Source organism: Arthrobacter sp. YA7-1, from assembly GCF_025960325.1.
GTDB lineage: Bacteria > Actinomycetota > Actinomycetes > Actinomycetales > Micrococcaceae > Arthrobacter > Arthrobacter bambusae_A.
The window spans coordinates 391,853-407,838 of the sequence record NZ_CP110114.1; the positions used below are offsets into that span (position 1 = coordinate 391,853).

The window sequence follows — 15,986 nt, forward strand, 5'->3', positions numbered from 1 at the left end:
ACGGGGGGAAGCTGGACGGCCGGCGTTTCTAGTGGCCGGAGACCTGGATGATGGCGGACTTGGCGTCGGCTGATTCTTCGATGGCGGCCAGGACCTGTTGGACGGCGAGTCCGTCTTCGAACGAGGGCGAGGGCGGGGTCCCGGCGTCGATGGCCGCGAGGAAGTCACGGATCTCGTGGGTGAAGGTGTGCTCCCAGCCGATCACGTGGCCCTGCGGCCACCAGGCGGCCATGTAGGGGTGTTCAGGCTCGTTGACCAGGATCCGGCGGAAGCCCTGCTCCCGGACAGGCACCGTGGCGTCGAGGAAGCCGAGCTCGTTGATGGATTCCAGGTCGAACAGGAGCGAGCCCTTGTCGCCGTAGATTTCCATCGTGAGCGAGTTCTTCTTGCCCGTGGCCATGCGGGAGACTTCCACCGAGGCGATGGCCCCGGAGGCGAGGGTCAGCGTGGCCCAGGCGGCGTCGTCGACCGTTACTTGTTCCGGACCGTTCGCCCCGGGGCGGTTGTCCACGAAGGTGTGGAGCCGGCCGGAGACTTCGGTGACGGTGTCTCCGAGGAGGAAGAGGACCTGGTCGATCGCGTGGGAGGCGATGTCGCCGAGTGCCCCGGATCCCGCGGTTTCCTTGTTGAGGCGCCAGGTCATGGGGGAGTCGGCGTCCACGAGCCAGTCCTGCAGGTAGGCGGCGCGGACGTGCCGGACCGTGCCCAGCCGGCCTTCGGCAATGAGCTCCTTCGCGAGGGCCAGGGCCGGGACGCGGCGGTAGTTGAAGCCGATCATGGACTGGATACCGCGCGCCCGGGCGGCACGCGCGGCTTCCGTCATGGCTTCGGCCTCGGCGAGGGTGTTCGCGAGGGGCTTCTCCACGAGCACGTGCTTGCCCGCCTCCAGCGCCGCGGTGGCGATTTCGGCGTGCATCCAGCCCGGAGCGCAGATGTCCACGATGTGGATGTCATCTCGCTCCAGGACCTGGCGCCAGTCCGTGGCGGACTCGCTCCACCCGTACTTCGCCGCGGCCTCGGCAACCTGTTCCGCGTCCCGGCCAACGAGCACTTTCTGCTCGAAGGCCGGAACGTCGAAGAAACTGGCCACGTTCCGCCACGCGTTGGAATGGGCTTTGCCCATGAACGCGTAGCCGATCGCGGCGACACCCAGGGGTGTCTTGCCCGGTTCGCCGTTGTGAGGTGTGGTGGGGGTAGGGGCGGAGCTAGTCATGAGTGATTCCTAGAGGGTGGCGGCCATCGGGTCCCAGTCCTCGGGGAGGGCCTGGGAGGTCACGGCGGAGCTGTCGACGCCTACGAAGGTGCCGGTTTCGGCGGACTCGGAAATGGAAACCAGGGTATCGACCACATGGTAGGCGAGGGCTCCCTGGGCGCGGTGGGGGACCCCGGCGCGCAGGGAACGGGCCATGTCCAGCACGCCCATCCCGCGGCCGTGGGCCGGTCCCGTGGCGGGAATGATTTCAGCTTCGTCGGCCCCGGCGCGCCATAGCTTGAGGTCGCCGTCGAAGTTGTTGGGGTCCGGCAGTTCCAGGGTGCCCTCGGTACCGGTGATCTCCACGAAGCCCATCCGCAGGCGGGGGGATTCGAAGCTGAACACACTGTGCGAGGAAGTACCGCCCTCGAACTGGAGCATCGCGGACACGTGGGTGGGGACCTCGACGGCGAATTCCTCGCCGGCCTTGGGCCCGGAACCGACCACGCGGACTTCCTTGGCCTTGGACCCGACGGCGGCGACCTTGCGGACCGAACCGAAAGTCTGGACCAGCGCGGTGACATAGTACGGGCCCATGTCGAAGAGCGGGCCTGCGCCGTGGGCGAAGAGGAATGACGGGTTCGGGTGCCAGGACTCCGGGCCAGGGGTCTGGAACATGGTCAAGGCAGTCAGCGGGGTGCCGATGTCGCCGCGTTCGATGATCCGGCGGGCCGTCTGCAGTCCTGCGCCCAGGAAGGTGTCCGGTGCGCAGCCGAGGCGGATGCCCGCGGCGTCGGCCGTCTTCAACAGGGCCAGACCGGATTCGCGGTCCAGGGAGAACGGCTTCTCGGTCCAGACATGCTTGCCGGCGTTCACCGCAGCAGTGGCCACCTCGACGTGCGCCGCCGGGATGGTCAGGTTCACGATGATCTCGACGTCGGGATGGTTCAGGGCCGCGTCCACGCCACCCCATTCCGGGATGCCGTATTCCTTGGCCCGTGCCTGGGCGGCTTCCTCGAACAGGTCCGCGATGACATAAACCTTCAGGTCCGGGAAAACCGTCAGGTTGTCCAGGTAGGCCTTGCTGATGTTGCCGGCGCCGATGACGGCGACGCCGACGGGCCCCCGCCGGGTCGACGGGGTGGACTGGTGCGTTGCGGTGCTCATGCGTTCACATCCTGTGCTGCGTGGAGGAAGGCGAGGCTCTGGGCAATGCCTTCGAAGATGTCGCCAGCGTAGTCGTCGAACTCAACGACGCCTACCTCGAGGGACTTGGCGGCAGCAACGACGTCGAGCACCGGGATGGTGCCCTGGCCCGCCGGCAACTGGGCTTTCGTGTCCGTGGTGCCGGGGCCGTCCTTGATGTGGATGAACTTCACGCGGTCACCGAGGCGCGCGAGCAGTTCCACGGGGTTCTGGCCACCGACCGCAGCCCAGTAGGTGTCCACTTCCAAGACGAGTTCCGGGTCGAGGAGGCCTTCGAAGTACTCCAGGGCCGTCTGGCCTTCGACGGTGGACTCAAGTTCCCAGGCGTGGTTGTGATAGCCGACGCGGATGCCGTATTCGGCACCCTTCTTCGCGGCGGCGTTGAGCTTTGCGGCGGTGGCCTGGATGTCCTCGGCGTTCTGCCAGTGCTCTGCGGGCAAGTACGGATCGATGACCGTTGCAATGCCCAGTTCCTTGGCGGCGGCGAAGATCTCATCCTGGTCCTGGCTCAGCAGCGGCGCGTGGCCGGAGGGGGCGCTCAGCCCGTTCTCCTTCAAGGCAGCGCCCAGCTCCTTTGCCGTTGCCACGAAATTGTAGGGTTCAACCTGCGTGAAACCGATCTCGGCAACGCGTCTGATGGTGCCCGGCAGGTCTTCCTGGATGGCATTGCGCAAGGTGTACAGCTGGATGGAGTAAGACATGGTTTTCCTTTGCGTTGTCAGTTGCATGAAAAGGTTCGAATTAGCGGCCGGCGAGGGATCCGCCGATGCCGCCGACGCTGAAGTACTTGTTCAGGGTGGCGAAAACGATGATGGGCGGGAGCATCATGACGACGGCGAGGGCCATGACGCCGGACCAGTCGGTGAGGTTTTGCTGGAAGAAGGACTGCACGCCGACCGGGAGGGTGAAGATTTCGTTGGAGCGCAAGAACACGATCGCGACGAGGTAGTCGTTCCAGGCCAGGAGGAAGGCGAAGATGGCTGTGGACAGGATACCGGGCAGGGAATTGCGCAGCACCACCTTCGTGAACGATCCGAACACCGAGCAGCCGTCGATCCAGGAGGCTTCCTCAAGGCTGACCGGGATGGAATCGAAGTAGGCGGCCATCATCCAGGTGGCCACCGTCATGGTGGAACCGACGTAGATGATGATCAGGCCGAGCAGGTTGTCCACGAGTCCCATGCCTGCGAACAGGATGAACAGCGGCACCACGGAGGTGATGATCGGCAAGGACTGCATGACGAAGAGCAGCAGGGAGTAGCCGGAGACGGCTTTGGAGCGGCCGCGGGAGAGGACATAGCCGGCGGGCGCCGCGACGGCGACGGAGACGACCACCGTGGAGAGCGTGGTGATGAGGCTGTTTGTCAGCCAGGTGCCTGCGAGGGTCTTGGAGAAGACGCCGGTGATGTTTTCCAGGGTCAGGCCGGTGGCGGTGCTGTTCGGGCCCGGCGTGAGGGCGAGGATCACAGTGACCATGATCGGGACGAGGACGATCGCGGTGATGGCCAGGATCAGGACAAACCGCCACCATCGTCCGCGCAAGCCGGCTTCGGAGAGGGTGCGGCGGGTTTTCTGGGGTCCCGCGACGCCGAGCGCGGGTCCGGATTCGGGGTGGGCGTGCAGTACTGCGCTCATTATTCGACGCTCGACTTTCGGATCTGGCGGTACAGGAAGACCGACACGACGACGAGGGTGAGGGTCATGAGGAAGGCGATGGCGACGCCCGGACCGGTCTGGAAGTCCTGGAAGACGCTGCGGTAGGCCAGGACCACGAGGGAGGTGGTGGCGTCGACGGGGCCGCCGCCGGTGAGGAGGTAGATCGTGGGGAAGTCGTTCACGCAGAAGATCGTCATCAGGATCCAGCTGATATAGGTGGAGCGGGCGATCATCGGCAGCGTGATCTGGGTGAACTGCTGCCACTTGCTGGCGCCGTCCATGCTTGCGGCTTCGTAGACGGTGGTGTCCACGGAGGCCAGGGCGGCGGAGATCATCATCATCATGAAGGGGAAGCTGACCCAGACCTTGAAGACCATGACCATGACGGCGGCGAGGTGCGGGTCGGCCAGGAACAGCGGCGTGCCGAGTCCAAGGTTGCGGAAGATGGACGGGATGAGGCTGTCCGGGGTGGCGACGAGCCAGTTCCAGGCCGTGGAGGACACCACGATCGGCACCACCCAGGGCAGGAGGAGCAGGACCTTGAAGGTGCCGCCCGCCGGGATCTTGGTGCGTAGGAGCAGGGCCAGGCCCAGGCCCACCAGCCAGGAGCCGAAGACGCCGACGATGGTGAACCACAGGGTGAACTGCGCGGCCTTCCAGAAGGCGGGCGAGGACAGGACGGTGGCGAAGTTGTCGACGCCGACGAAGTTGCCGGTGTCGATCAGGGAGCCGTCGTGGGTTGCCTGGACGCCCGCGTAGATCAGCGGGTAGCCGTTGATCAGGACGAGCAGGACGATCGAGGGCAGGAGGAGCCAGAAGAAGGTCCGTTTGGTCTGGCCCGACAGTTTGCTCTTGCGGTTCAGGCCGCCGTTGTGGGTACGGGACCCGCCCCCGGGCCCGCCGGGTGCGAGGCCCCGGCGGGCCCGGGCCAGGCCCGATTGCGCTGTGGTCGATGACATGGCGTTTTACTTCTTGAGGACTGACTGGAGACCGCTCTGGAAGGCTGTCAGCGCCGACTTGGCGTCGGTCTTGCCCGTGAGGATGGTCTGGGTGAACTGGTTGAGTGCCTGGCCGCCGTCGAGGACAGCGAGGTTGGCGTTGAGGGAGGTTCCCTGGGCGGCGAAGGTCTTCGCGATGGGCTGGTATTCCTTGACGATCTTGACGTTGTTGGGATCGCTGGCAAACTCGGGAAGTTCGGTGATGGACTTGAAGACCGGGAGGGCGTTCATGAGCTTCTGCTGCCAGAGGGTCTTGAGCTGGCCCATGTAGTAAGTCAGGAAGGCCTCGGAGGCGTCCTGGGAAGGAGTGTTCTTGTACATCATGATGTTGTTCGGGAACACCAGCGTGGCTTTGTCGCCGTGCGGACCGGCCATCGGGCTTGCCACCATGAGGTCCCCCGAGGTATCTCCCACGCGCTGCGGGACGCCGAGCACGTACATGCCGAAAGCGGCCTTCTTGTTCTTCCACTGCGCGTCGAGGTTGTCCGAGGTGTAGCTGACGGCCGCCGGATCGATGATGCCGTTGGAGACCAGTTCGAGCAGGAATTCGGTGGCTTCCACATTGCGGTCGTTCATGACGTCCAACTGGCCGTCCTTGGTGAAGACGCCACCGCCGTTGTTGATCATCATCATGATCATCAAGTGGTTGCCGATGTTGTTGCCGGCTCCGGAGCCTGTCGCGAATCCGACGGCGCCGATGCCCTTGAGCTTCTTGCCGGCTTCAAGCAGGCTGGGCCAGTCGGTAGGAACCGCAACGCCGGCCTGGTCGAAGAGGGACTTGCGGTACCAGAGGGGGCGCATGTCCAGCTGCCACGGAACAGCGACGTAGCCCTTGTCCGACTTGAACGGCTCCAGGACGCCCGGCAGGAAGTCATCGAACTGGCCGTTCTTCTTTAGTGCGTCGACAACCTTGTCCGCGTACGCGATCTGGCCCTGCTGCTCGAACTGGAACGCCTGGAATCCACCACCGGTGGACACTGCGGGTCCGGTCTTGGACGCGATGGCCGAGGAGAACGTCTGGTAGAAGTTGTTCCACTGGATGATCTGGTAGCTGGCCTTGCTGTTGGCCCCCGAGAAGCCGTCGGTGATCTTCTTCGCGGCATCGTTATAGGCCGTTGTGGCCCACGGCATGTCCCAGAATTTGATCGCGCCGCCGGCGGAGCTCGAGCTGGAGCCGCCCCCGCAAGCTGCGAGCAGCGGGACGGCGGCTGCTGCCGCCGTGAGGCCGAGGAATCCCCTGCGGGAGAAATTACGCTTGGCTTCGGACTGAACATTCATGATGATTCCTTTCGGGACCGCTGCGTGGTCTGCGCGTTTGGTGCGGTCCGGCTCGTCGTCGAGAAGGCTAATGATTGCTTTGGTGCTCTGTTTTGCTCGATTGCGCTGGTTGCGTGGAGGAGAAGTGCAGGTTCAGGTCAGGTGCGCGATGGATTCCGTCAACCGGGCAAAGCCGGCCAGATCGGACGGGAGAGTGCCGGCGTCGAGGTGTTCCTTGAGCCGGCGCCAGGTGGTGCGGTGGGCGGATTCGTACAGCGTGGGCAGGAGGATTTCTCCTTGGGGCCCGGTAGCGCGGACTTCGGCCGGCCAGGCGGCAAGCGGTTCCGGGACCGCAATGCTGACACCGCCGTCGTCGGTGTAGAGGCGGAAGTCGACGCCGGCGGGCCGGGAGTTGCTCAGCACGCCCTGGAGCGAAACCGGGGCACCATTGGCAAGCCGCCCGGAAACCGTGTAGCCGTGCGGACCGTGGCGCAGGACGCGAAGCGCGTCCAGTTGTCCGGTGACGCGTACGACGGCGGCGAGATGCTCGGTGAGCAGCCGTTCCGGATCCGTGCCTGCCGCGGCCGTCGCGACAGTGTCCAGCATCGCGGCGCGGCCGGCGACCGTGCGGACGGCGTCTTCGGCTCCTGCGAGGCCGGGGTTGGAGGCCCAGCGTTGGTCCAGGACAACCGCCACGCCGGCGGCTTCAGCGGCGTCCAGCAGGGCGGCGGTATTTTCCGGGACCGGGTTGACGACGACGATGCCCGATGCTCCGCCGTCGATCGCCTTGATGGCCTCCGTGGTCCAGCCGGGGGTGCCGTCGAGGGCGGAGATCCGTGCGGCCTCCCCGGCGGCCACGGGGCCGAAGCTCGCAGGAAGCGACGCGACCGCGAGTCCTACCGCGCCGCTCTCTTCGGCCCGCGGGGTGGCGGCGACCGTGTACTGGGTGCTCATGAGCGGGCTCCTGCATGGCTGTTCGCGTGTTCCGCGGCCGCAACATCCACTGTGGCGTCGGCAATGGCTATCGCGAAGGTGAGGTCATTGATGAGGGTCTCAGCGGACGGCGGTTGCTTTGTTCCGAGTGCCAGTTGGGCGAGTTCGCGCCATTCGCCCTCGTAGCCGTTGTGCTCGAAGGGTCCGTAGGTGGTGCTCGTGGCATTGCGGGTGATGGTTGCGACGGCGGAACCCGCCTGCACGTAGGAAGGGGTGAAGTCCACGCGAAGGGCTGCGTCGTCCGAGATCGCTTCGAACGCCCATTCCGGCTTCCAGGTGGAGTTCATGGCTGCCCTGAGCTCGATGATCCGGTCACCGGCGCCGTGTTTTCCGCAACGCAGCGAGATCACGTAACCGAAGGGGCGCACATGGCGTGCCTGCAGCACCTCGAGGTCCTCGAAGTCCGGGGTGAAGCGGCGGACGAGGGGGAGGTCGTGGATGGCGAGTCCCATGATGCCGCCGCGGAGGGCGCTCTTGATGACCTCGATGTCGCTGTAGTCGGGGGTGCCGCCTGCGGGCCGCGTGATGATTTCGGTGGCGAAGTCTTCGAAGCGGGCATTGGGCGGAAGGACGATGGAAGAGCGGATGGTGTGGACGTTCTCGGGCAGATCGCCCCAGTTGGCTTCTGCTGCGAGCCAGCCTGGATCGAAGGTGTGCATGGCGCCCACGATGATCGGCACGCCCGTTTCCGCGCTGACCGCCGAAATCCGGGCTGCTTCCTCGCCGCTCATGGCGAAAGGCTTTTCGCAGAGGACGGCCTTCTTTCCCGCGCGGCACGCTGCGATGACTTGGTCCGCATGGAATTGGTGGGGGCTGCAGATGGCCACGATGTCGACGTCGGGATCGCCCAGGAGCGCGTCCATGCTGGTGCTGTGGTTGGCGCCGACGCGGGCTGCGACCGATTCGGCGACCGCGGCGTCGACGTCCATGATGTGGCGGACTTCCAGGATGTTACGGAGCCGGGCCAGGGAGGGAAGGTGGATTGCTTGGGTGACCGGGCCGGCGCCAAGGATGCCGACGCCGAGGGGCTTCGGTGATCCTAGCGGTGTTGCCTGTGAGTGGCTGGACAAGATCAGTTACCTCTTCGTAAACGGAGTCTCTGGAGTTTCAGCGTGGCTTCGTGGGCTACGTGACCCTTCTCACAAACAACCTACGACGACTTTTGTCGATGAGCAAGCAAAAGTTGAAAAACATTCGACAATCTTTTTACTGCGTGACACCCATAAGCAATCGTGCTATCACTGATGCATGACCTCAGCACCCGGAAAAGACCCCGGCAAAGACGGCCCCGTACAGGACGCCGGGAGCCTTTCGCGTGCAGGAGATCTGTTTCAGCTTCTTCGCGACGGCCAGGCACGAACCCGGGCAGAACTCGCCATCACTACCGGGCTCGCCCGTTCCACCGTCGCCTCGCGCATCGACGCCCTGATGAACTCCGGACTCGTGGGCCCGGCCGGCGAGGCGAGTTCCAGCGGCGGCAGGCCGCCGTCGCGCTTTGCCTTCAACCCTGCGGCCCGTGTTGTCCTGGCGGTCGACGTCGGAGCTACGCACGTGATCGTCGCCGTCACCGATCTCGGTGGAACTGTTTTGGCCGAGCGACGCCTCGCGCAGGAAGTCGCTGACGGTCCCGAGGTGGTGCTCGGCAGGGTGGTGGCTGCAGGGCGGGAGCTCCTCACCGAGGCAGGCCGCAAGCTTGAAGACCTTGCCGGAATCGGCATCGGGCTGCCCGGACCGGTGGAACACGACAGCGGCAGGCCGATCAAACCACCGATCATGCCCGGCTGGGACGGGTTCGACGTGGTCCGTTACATGCAACGCTCGCTGCCGGTCCCGGTCCTCGTGGACAACGACGTCAACATCATGGCCCTCGGCGAACGCACGGCCTACTGGCCGGACCACGACAATTTGCTCTTCATCAAAATCGCCACGGGCATCGGCGCGGGCATCATCAGCAGCGGCGAGCTGCAGCGCGGTGCCAACGGCACGGCCGGGGACCTCGGCCACGTCCGGGTTCCCCGCGGCGACGACGTCCTCTGCCGTTGCGGGAACTACGGCTGCCTTGAAGCGCTCGCCTCGGGACCCGCGGTCGCCCGCCAGCTCCACGCCCAAGGACTCGCTGCCAGCAACGGCGGCGATGTGCTGCATCTCGTGGCCGACGGAAACCTCCAGGCGATCCAGGCACTCCGGCAGGCCGGACGCGACGTCGGCGATGTCCTGGCAACCGTGGTCAATCTGCTCAACCCCTCCATGATCGTGATTGGCGGCAGCATGGGGGAGGCCGGTGAGCACCTTGTGGCCGGTATCCGCGAAGTCGTCTATCGGCGCTCCCTTCCCTTGGCCACCTCGCACCTGCGCATCGGCATCTCGATGGCGGGCGACCAGGCCGCGATCCTGGGTGCGAGCCAGATGGTCACCCAGCACGTTTTGTCCCCGGCCGTGATTGAAGCCACGCTGCAGGCAACGGGCTGAGCGGCGACTTATGGCGTTCCGCAGCTGCATGCCGTGATAGCAATGAAGGTGATGCCTACTTTCCCCGCCCTCCAGCGCACCCCATGACCAGCCAATTCCTCGCCAAGGTCCCACGAGGCTGGCTGATCCTCGCGTGCATAGGCCTCATCGCCCTCAACATGCGAGGACCCTTCGTCGCGGTGGCGCCGGTGGTGGATTCCCTCAAACGGGACCTTGGATTCTCACCCGTGGAACTCGGGCTGCTGACGGGCATTCCCGTGCTCTGCTTCGCGCTCGCCGCGCCGCTGGCCTCGATGGCGGGACGCAGGTTCGGCGCTGAATTCGCAGTGATGCTCACGCTGGTGGGCGTGCTGGCCGGCGTCGTGATCCGCTCAAGCGGCGGCGGCGTTCCGGTCATGGCGGGTACGGTCCTCATCGGCCTCGCCATCACCATCGGGAACATCGCAGTGCCGCTCATCATCCGCCGGGACTTCGCGCCGCGGCGCCAGGCAACAGCGATGGGCGTCTACACGGCGGCCCTGAACATCGGGTCCTTCCTGACCTCGGTGGCCACCGCACCGCTCGCGGAACTTGTGGGTTGGCGGCTTGCCCTCGCGGCGAGTGCCCTCCTGGCGCTGGTGGCCATCTTGTTCTGGATCCCCACGGTCGGTGCCCGCCGCGCGTTCGTTCCGGCTGCGGTGCCGGCCGCCGAGGGATCGCGGGGCGGGAAGGCTTCCGGCGTTGGCTGGCTGACCGTTGGCCTGACGCTCGGCTTCGCAGGCCAGGCATTCTCGTACTACGGCGTGACCGCGTGGCTTCCGAGCTTCCTGGCCGACGAGCTGGGCATGGGAACCGCACAAGCCGGTGCGGGATCGTCGCTCTTCCAGATTTTCGCGATTGTCGGTGGCCTCGGCGTGCCGCTGCTCGCCCGTTTTACCAGTACGACGGCGGTAGCGGCCACCTTGGGTGCCTTGTGGCTCACGGTGCCGTTGGGCTTGTTGCTGGCCCCGGGCTGGTGGTGGCTGTGGTCCTCGCTCGGCGGAGTCGCCCAGGGTGGCGGCATCACGGTCATCTTCATCGCCATCATCAGGTTCGCCCGCGACCAGGCCTCGGCAGGCAAGATGTCCGCCGTCGTGCAGGGGGTCGGTTACTGCTTCGCGGCCCTGGCTCCCACCATCATCGGCTACGTGCACGGCATCTCCGGCAGCTGGACCGTGCCGCTCCTCGTCATCCTTGGCTCGGTGGCCGCGTTCTGCGTCTGCACCACCGTCTCGGTGCGCTGGGTGGCCCGGCAACGTTAGGTGCGCTCACGATGGTAGGCGGGTCCCGCCGTCGTCGCCTACCCAACTAACTCGCAGTTGTTGTCGTTATGACGCTCCAAAACGACAACAACTGCGAGTTAGCGGATGAGCGCCGCTGGTGCGCCGTGGGCCGGGAAAGTATGCGTCTGGCTCACCAAGACTCTGGCTCTCTCCGGGCGGCTCGGTGATCATGGAGGTGTTCGTCTCGGTGAACGCCGACCCAACTTGGTGCCTTGAGTCCGTGAGTTAGCGTGGCGTGGAGGACTTCCACGGGAACCGTGGATTGTTGCTTTGAAGCACGGGTATTAGATTCCTGAATATTTTCCCTGTCCTCCCCGAGACGGACACAGTAGATGGCCGTCTGAGGGTGTTGGAGGGAAGTCGTTATGGACATTGTTCACGAGCGGGCCGCGGGGTTGGATATCTCCAAACGCGACGCGAAAGTCTGCGTGCGGGTCCCGGGCCCGCGGGCCGGGACCTACACATCAACGGTTACGACCTGGGCCGCGAACACGCATCAGATCCTGGAGCTGCGTGAGTTCCTGGAACGCGAACATGTGAGCACGGTGGTGATGGAAGCGACCAGTGATTACTGGAAGCCCTTCTACTACCTGATGGAGGAGACGCTGCCGGTGATGCTCGTCAACGCCAAGGCGGCCCGGAACATCCCCGGCCGCAAGACGGACGTCTCCGACGCGGCCTGGCTGGCGCAGTTGGCCGCTTTCGGGTTGTTGCGGGCCTCGTTCGTGCCGCCGGAACCGATCCGTGAGCTCAGGGACCTGACCCGGGCCCGTGCGATCGCCACCCGCGACCGGGCCCGGGAGATCCAGCGGCTGGAGAAGTTCCTGGAGAGTTCCGGGATCAAGCTCTCCTCGGTGGTCTCGGATCTGACAGGGGTCTCCTCCCGGAACATCCTCGAGGCCCTCATCAACGGAGAACGCAACCCAGAGGTGCTGGCCGGGATGGCCCGGGGCATGCTGCGCTCGAAGATCCCGGCCCTCGTCGACGCGCTCACCGGCCGGTTCAAACCCCACCACGCGTTCATGGCCCGCCTGCACCTGGACCAGATCGACACCCACACCCGGGTCATCGAGGCCCTCACGGCACGGATCGAGGAGGCGATGGAACCCTTTCGCGACGCCAGGGAAGCCCTGGCCGCCATCCCCGGAGTCTCCCGCAGGGTCGCCGAGGTGATCATCGCCGAAACCGGAGCGGACATGGCCGTGTTCGAAACCCCCGCCCGGCTCGCGTCTTGGGCCGGCGTCTGTCCCGGCGCGAACGAATCCGCCGGACGGATCAAATCCGCGCACATCCTGCCCGGGAACAAATACCTCAAGGGAGCCCTCGGCATCGCGGCTATGGCGGCCGCACGGTCCAAGAACACCTACCTCGCCGCGAGATACCACCGCATCACGGCCCGAAGCGGACGCAACAAAGCCCTCGTCGCCGTCGAGCATTCCATCCTCACCGCGGCCTGGCACATGCTCGCCAACGGCGAGTGCTACAACGAGCCCGGAGCTGACCACTTCACCCGCATCAACCCGACCCGCGCCAAGAACAACGCCATCAAGCAGCTCAACAGCCTCGGCTACGACGTCACGATCACTCCGGTCACCGCAGCCTGATCCACCCCTACTTTTGTATTAGTTGGGTGGTGAGGGGTCCGTCGCTGGGCTGCCTCCCCGACCATCGGGGTCACTTGTTGCGAAGAGTGCAGGCAGCCCAGCGGACGGGGGCTCTATCTTTGGGCTCAGGCCGCTACGAGTTCTTCCTTGGTGGCTTCTTCGCGGGCCTCCGTGAGGTAGCGGGCGTAGGCCGGGATGGTCAGGAAGGTCGGGAACTCCTCAGCCAGTGTGACTTCCTCGAAGATACTGCGGGCATCGTTGAACCGGTCGTCATCGAAGCGTTCCAGGCGGGCGAACTCCTCGTCCAGGAGGTCGTTGATCCATTCGCGGGTGATGACTTCACCGGTGTCGGTGATGGCGTGGGAGTAGATCCACTGCCACAGCTGGGAGCGGGAGATCTCAGCGGTGGCCGCGTCTTCCATGAGGTTGTGGATGGCCACGGCGCCGTTGCCGCGCAGCCAGGACTCGATGTAGCGGATACCCACTTCGATGTTGTTCCGGATGCCGGTTTCGGTGATGGTTCCCTCGGTGGAGGCGACGTCGATCAGGGCCCGGTCGTCCGGGGTGACATCCTCGCGTGAGCGGTCCAGTTGGTTCGGACGCTCGCCGAGTACGCCGTCGAACACTTCGCGGCAGACCGGAACCAGGTCAGGGTGCGCGACCCAGGAACCGTCGAAACCGTCGCCGGCTTCGCGGGTCTTGTCCGCGCGGACCTTCTCGAACGCTGCCGTGTTGGCGGCCTCGTCCTTGCGGTTGGGAACGGCAGCGGCCATGCCGCCGATCGCCATGGCGCCGCGGCGGTGGCACGCCCGGACCAGTTGCTCGGTGTAGGAGCGCATGAACGGCTGGGTCATGGAGACCTGGGCGCGGTCCGGCAACACGAAACGGGGGCCGCGGGTGCGGAAGTTCTTGATGACGGAGAAGATGTAGTCCCAGCGGCCGGCGTTCAGGCCCGAGGCGTGATCGCGCAGCTCGTACAGGATCTCCTCCATCTCGAATGCCGCCGTGATGGTCTCGATCAACACCGTGGCGCGGATGGTGCCCTGCGGGATGCCGAGCAGGTCCTGGGCCAGGATGAAGATGTCGTTCCAGAGGCGGGCTTCGAGGTGGTTCTCGATCTTGGGCAGGTAGAAGTAAGGGCCCTTGCCCTGCGCGAGCAGGCGGCGGGCGTTGTGGAAGAAGAACAAGCCGAAGTCCACCACGCCGCCGGCAACGGGCTTCCCGTCGATGAGCATGTGCTTCTCCGGGAGGTGCCAGCCGCGGGGCCGGACCACGATGGTCGGCAGCTCATCGGCGGCACGAAGTTTGTATTCCTTGCTGTTGTGGCCGTCGGTTGACGTGAAGTCGATCCGGCGTTCCAAGGCGTCCGTGAGGTTCAGCTGGCCCTGGATGACGTTCCGCCACGTGGGGGTGGAGGAGTCTTCCATGTCGGCCAGCCACACCTTGGCGCCCGAGTTGAGCGCGTTGATGGTCATCTTCCGGTCAACCGGCCCAGTGATCTCCACCCGGCGGTCCTCCAGGCCCGGGGCCGGGGGAGCGACGCGCCAGTTCGGGTCGTTGCGGATGTCCGCCGTCTCCGGGAGGAACCGCGGATCCTGGCCGCTCGCGATCTGGCCACGGCGTGCGTGCCGCGCCTGCATCAGCTCCTGGCGGCGCTCCGCCGTCGCGCGGTGCAGGGCTGCCACGAACGCAATGGCATCCGGGGTAAGTACCTCGTTCTGCCGGTGAATTGGCTGGGCGGTCAGCGTGATGCCGTTGAGCGTGTAATTGTCAGTGAAGCTGTTCATGGGAGTGGCTCCTTGAATGGTCCCAACTGACTCGCACTAGGTGTCGTTTTGAGGGCTCAAAACGACACCTAGTGCTACCTAGTTGGGGGGAAGTGGGCCCACGGCCGCCGGGTTCCCTCGCGAGCTTGCGAGTGGAGGGGGCGGCTGGGGATTAGTGGAACTGGCCTTCTTCGGTGGATCCCACCAGGGCCAGGGTGGATGCGTTCGGGTTGAGCGCAGTTGCGATGTCGTCGAAGTAGCCGGTGCCGACTTCGCGCTGGTGCTTGGTTGCGGTGTAGCCGCGGGACTCGGAGGCGAATTCCTTCTCCTGGAGTTCGACGTAGGCGCTCATGCCTTCGCGGGCGTAGCCGTGGGCGAGGTCGAACATCGAGTAGTTCAGGGCATGGAAGCCGGCCAGGGTGATGAACTGGAAGGTGAAGCCCATGGCGCCGAGTTCACGCTGGAACTTCGCGATGGTGGCGTCGTCCAAGTGCTTGCGCCAGTTGAACGACGGCGAGCAGTTGTACGAGAGCATCTGGTCGGGGAACTCGGCCTTGACGGACTCGGCGAACTTGCGGGCGAGTTCCAGGTCCGGGGTGCCGGTTTCCATCCAGATGAGGTCCGAGTACGGGGCGTAGGCCTTGGCGCGGGCGATGCAGGGTTCGATGCCGTTGCGGACCTTGTAGAAACCCTCCGCCGTGCGGACCGGCTGTCCCGCTTCGCGGAGGATGAATTCCTGGTCGCGCTCGTCGACGTCGGAGGTGATCAGGGTGGCTGCCTCGGCGTCGGTACGGGCGATGATCACCGAAGGGGTGCCCGCGACGTCGGCCGCGAGGCGGGCGGCGTTCAGTGTCCGGACGTGCTGCTGGGTGGGGATGAGCACCTTGCCGCCGAGGTGGCCGCACTTCTTCTCGGAGGCGAGCTGGTCTTCCCAGTGCACGCCCGCGGCGCCGGCCTGGATCATGGATTTCATCAGCTCGTAGGCGTTCAACGGGCCGCCGAAACCAGCTTCTGCGTCGGCGACGATCGGGACCAGCCAGTCCTCGACCGTCTGGATGCCCTCGGAGAATTCGATCTGGTCCGCGCGGAGCAGGGCGTTGTTGATGCGGCGGACCACGGTGGGAACCGAGTTGGCCGGGTAGAGCGACTGGTCCGGGTAGGTGTGGCCGGAGTTGTTGGCGTCGGCCGCGACCTGCCAGCCGGAGAGGTAGATGGCCCGCAGGCCGGCTTTGACCTGCTGCACCGCCTGGTTGCCGGTCAGCGCGCCGAGGGCATTGGTGTAAGCGCCGGTCTTGGCTTCCTCCGTGAGTTGCTTCCACAGCTTCTCGGAGCCGCGCCTGGCCAGGGTGTGTTCCTCGGAGACACGGCCGCGGAGGCGGACGACGTCGGTGGCCGAGTAGTCGCGGGTGACGCCTTCCCAACGCGGGTTGGCAGCCCATTCGAGCTCCAGTGCTGCGGCCTGCTCGGTTGCGGAGGTGGGCTGCCCTGGTTCAAATGCTGCGGTCATTGTTCTGTCTCCTTTGACGCTGTTTTGGCGTGTTGCT

At 65.5% G+C, this 15,986-nt stretch carries 13 protein-coding genes; 3 read left to right on the forward strand and 10 right to left on the reverse strand.

All coding sequences use genetic code 11. The features are described 5' to 3' along the window. Positions 1-28 precede the first annotated feature (28 nt). The 8 genes from OIT41_RS01940 to OIT41_RS01975 all read right to left on the reverse strand — a co-directional run bounded on the left by OIT41_RS01940 (position 29) and on the right by OIT41_RS01975 (position 8,372). The gene (locus tag OIT41_RS01940) at positions 29-1,213 is read right to left on the reverse strand and encodes a Gfo/Idh/MocA family protein (RefSeq protein WP_264637296.1); all 1,185 of its coding nucleotides are present in this window, start codon (positions 1,211-1,213) and stop codon (positions 29-31) included. 9 nt (positions 1,214-1,222) lie between these two features. Next, the gene (locus tag OIT41_RS01945) at positions 1,223-2,359 is read right to left on the reverse strand and encodes a Gfo/Idh/MocA family protein (RefSeq protein WP_264637297.1); all 1,137 of its coding nucleotides are present in this window, start codon (positions 2,357-2,359) and stop codon (positions 1,223-1,225) included. Next, positions 2,356-3,099, reverse strand: a complete 744-nt coding sequence (locus tag OIT41_RS01950) for a sugar phosphate isomerase/epimerase family protein (RefSeq protein WP_264637298.1) — start codon at positions 3,097-3,099, stop codon at positions 2,356-2,358. Before OIT41_RS01950 ends, OIT41_RS01945 begins: the two co-directional genes overlap by 4 nt. A 40-nt stretch (positions 3,100-3,139) precedes the next feature. Next, positions 3,140-4,033, reverse strand: a complete 894-nt coding sequence (locus tag OIT41_RS01955) for a carbohydrate ABC transporter permease (RefSeq protein WP_241710089.1) — start codon at positions 4,031-4,033, stop codon at positions 3,140-3,142. Beyond that, positions 4,033-5,013 (reverse strand): carbohydrate ABC transporter permease, encoded by a 981-nt coding sequence (locus OIT41_RS01960; RefSeq protein WP_241710088.1) that lies wholly within the window; start codon positions 5,011-5,013, stop codon positions 4,033-4,035. The genes OIT41_RS01955 and OIT41_RS01960 overlap by 1 nt, the downstream gene beginning before the upstream one ends. A 6-nt stretch (positions 5,014-5,019) precedes the next feature. Next, the gene (locus OIT41_RS01965) at positions 5,020-6,330 is read right to left on the reverse strand and encodes an ABC transporter substrate-binding protein (RefSeq protein WP_241710087.1); all 1,311 of its coding nucleotides are present in this window, start codon (positions 6,328-6,330) and stop codon (positions 5,020-5,022) included. 132 nt (positions 6,331-6,462) lie between these two features. Then, positions 6,463-7,263 (reverse strand): hypothetical protein, encoded by an 801-nt coding sequence (locus OIT41_RS01970; protein WP_264637299.1) that lies wholly within the window; start codon positions 7,261-7,263, stop codon positions 6,463-6,465. Then, entirely contained in the window at positions 7,260-8,372 is a 1,113-nt protein-coding gene (locus OIT41_RS01975; RefSeq protein WP_264637300.1) for a Gfo/Idh/MocA family protein, read from the reverse strand. Before OIT41_RS01975 ends, OIT41_RS01970 begins: the two co-directional genes overlap by 4 nt. A 178-nt stretch (positions 8,373-8,550) precedes the next feature. Between OIT41_RS01975 and OIT41_RS01980 the strand changes: the two genes are divergently transcribed. The 3 genes from OIT41_RS01980 (at position 8,551) to OIT41_RS01990 (ending at position 12,676) form a co-directional block, all read left to right on the forward strand. Further along, the gene (locus tag OIT41_RS01980; RefSeq protein WP_241710084.1) at positions 8,551-9,771 is read left to right on the forward strand and encodes an ROK family transcriptional regulator; all 1,221 of its coding nucleotides are present in this window, start codon (positions 8,551-8,553) and stop codon (positions 9,769-9,771) included. Positions 9,772-9,854: 83 nt separating this feature from the next. Next, complete coding sequence (locus OIT41_RS01985; protein ID WP_264637301.1) at positions 9,855-11,051, forward strand: CynX/NimT family MFS transporter; 1,197 nt, start codon at positions 9,855-9,857, stop codon at positions 11,049-11,051. Positions 11,052-11,437: 386 nt separating this feature from the next. After that, positions 11,438-12,676, forward strand: a complete 1,239-nt coding sequence (locus OIT41_RS01990) for an IS110 family transposase (protein ID WP_241710937.1) — start codon at positions 11,438-11,440, stop codon at positions 12,674-12,676. A gap of 125 nt (positions 12,677-12,801) precedes the next feature. On the opposite strand, the gene aceB is transcribed toward OIT41_RS01990, so the two are convergent. Next, positions 12,802-14,463 carry a malate synthase A gene (gene aceB, locus OIT41_RS01995; protein ID WP_264637302.1) on the reverse strand — a complete coding sequence of 554 codons (1,662 nt, stop codon included), beginning with the start codon at positions 14,461-14,463 and terminating at the stop codon, positions 12,802-12,804. A gap of 151 nt (positions 14,464-14,614) precedes the next feature. Then, on the reverse strand, positions 14,615-15,949 hold the full coding sequence (aceA, locus tag OIT41_RS02000; RefSeq protein ID WP_264637303.1) for an isocitrate lyase: 1,335 nt from the start codon (positions 15,947-15,949) through the stop codon (positions 14,615-14,617). Between the last annotated feature and the right edge of the window lie 37 nt (positions 15,950-15,986).

What these genes read in the sequence shown, in the direction of transcription:
- OIT41_RS01940 (WP_264637296.1), bottom strand. Translation starts at nt 1,213, where the DNA reads ATGACTAGCTCCGCCCCTACCCCCACCACACCTCACAACGGCGAACCG.
- OIT41_RS01945 (WP_264637297.1), bottom strand. Translation starts at nt 2,359, where the DNA reads ATGAGCACCGCAACGCACCAGTCCACCCCGTCGACCCGGCGGGGGCCC.
- OIT41_RS01950 (WP_264637298.1), bottom strand. Translation starts at nt 3,099, where the DNA reads ATGTCTTACTCCATCCAGCTGTACACCTTGCGCAATGCCATCCAGGAA.
- OIT41_RS01955 (WP_241710089.1), bottom strand. Translation starts at nt 4,033, where the DNA reads ATGAGCGCAGTACTGCACGCCCACCCCGAATCCGGACCCGCGCTCGGC.
- OIT41_RS01960 (WP_241710088.1), bottom strand. Translation starts at nt 5,013, where the DNA reads ATGTCATCGACCACAGCGCAATCGGGCCTGGCCCGGGCCCGCCGGGGC.
- OIT41_RS01965 (WP_241710087.1), bottom strand. Translation starts at nt 6,330, where the DNA reads ATGAATGTTCAGTCCGAAGCCAAGCGTAATTTCTCCCGCAGGGGATTC.
- OIT41_RS01970 (WP_264637299.1), bottom strand. Translation starts at nt 7,263, where the DNA reads ATGAGCACCCAGTACACGGTCGCCGCCACCCCGCGGGCCGAAGAGAGC.
- OIT41_RS01980 (WP_241710084.1), top strand. Translation starts at nt 8,551, where the DNA reads ATGACCTCAGCACCCGGAAAAGACCCCGGCAAAGACGGCCCCGTACAG.
- OIT41_RS01985 (WP_264637301.1), top strand. Translation starts at nt 9,855, where the DNA reads ATGACCAGCCAATTCCTCGCCAAGGTCCCACGAGGCTGGCTGATCCTC.
- OIT41_RS01990 (WP_241710937.1), top strand. Translation starts at nt 11,438, where the DNA reads ATGGACATTGTTCACGAGCGGGCCGCGGGGTTGGATATCTCCAAACGC.
- aceB (WP_264637302.1), bottom strand. Translation starts at nt 14,463, where the DNA reads ATGAACAGCTTCACTGACAATTACACGCTCAACGGCATCACGCTGACC.
- aceA (WP_264637303.1), bottom strand. Translation starts at nt 15,949, where the DNA reads ATGACCGCAGCATTTGAACCAGGGCAGCCCACCTCCGCAACCGAGCAG.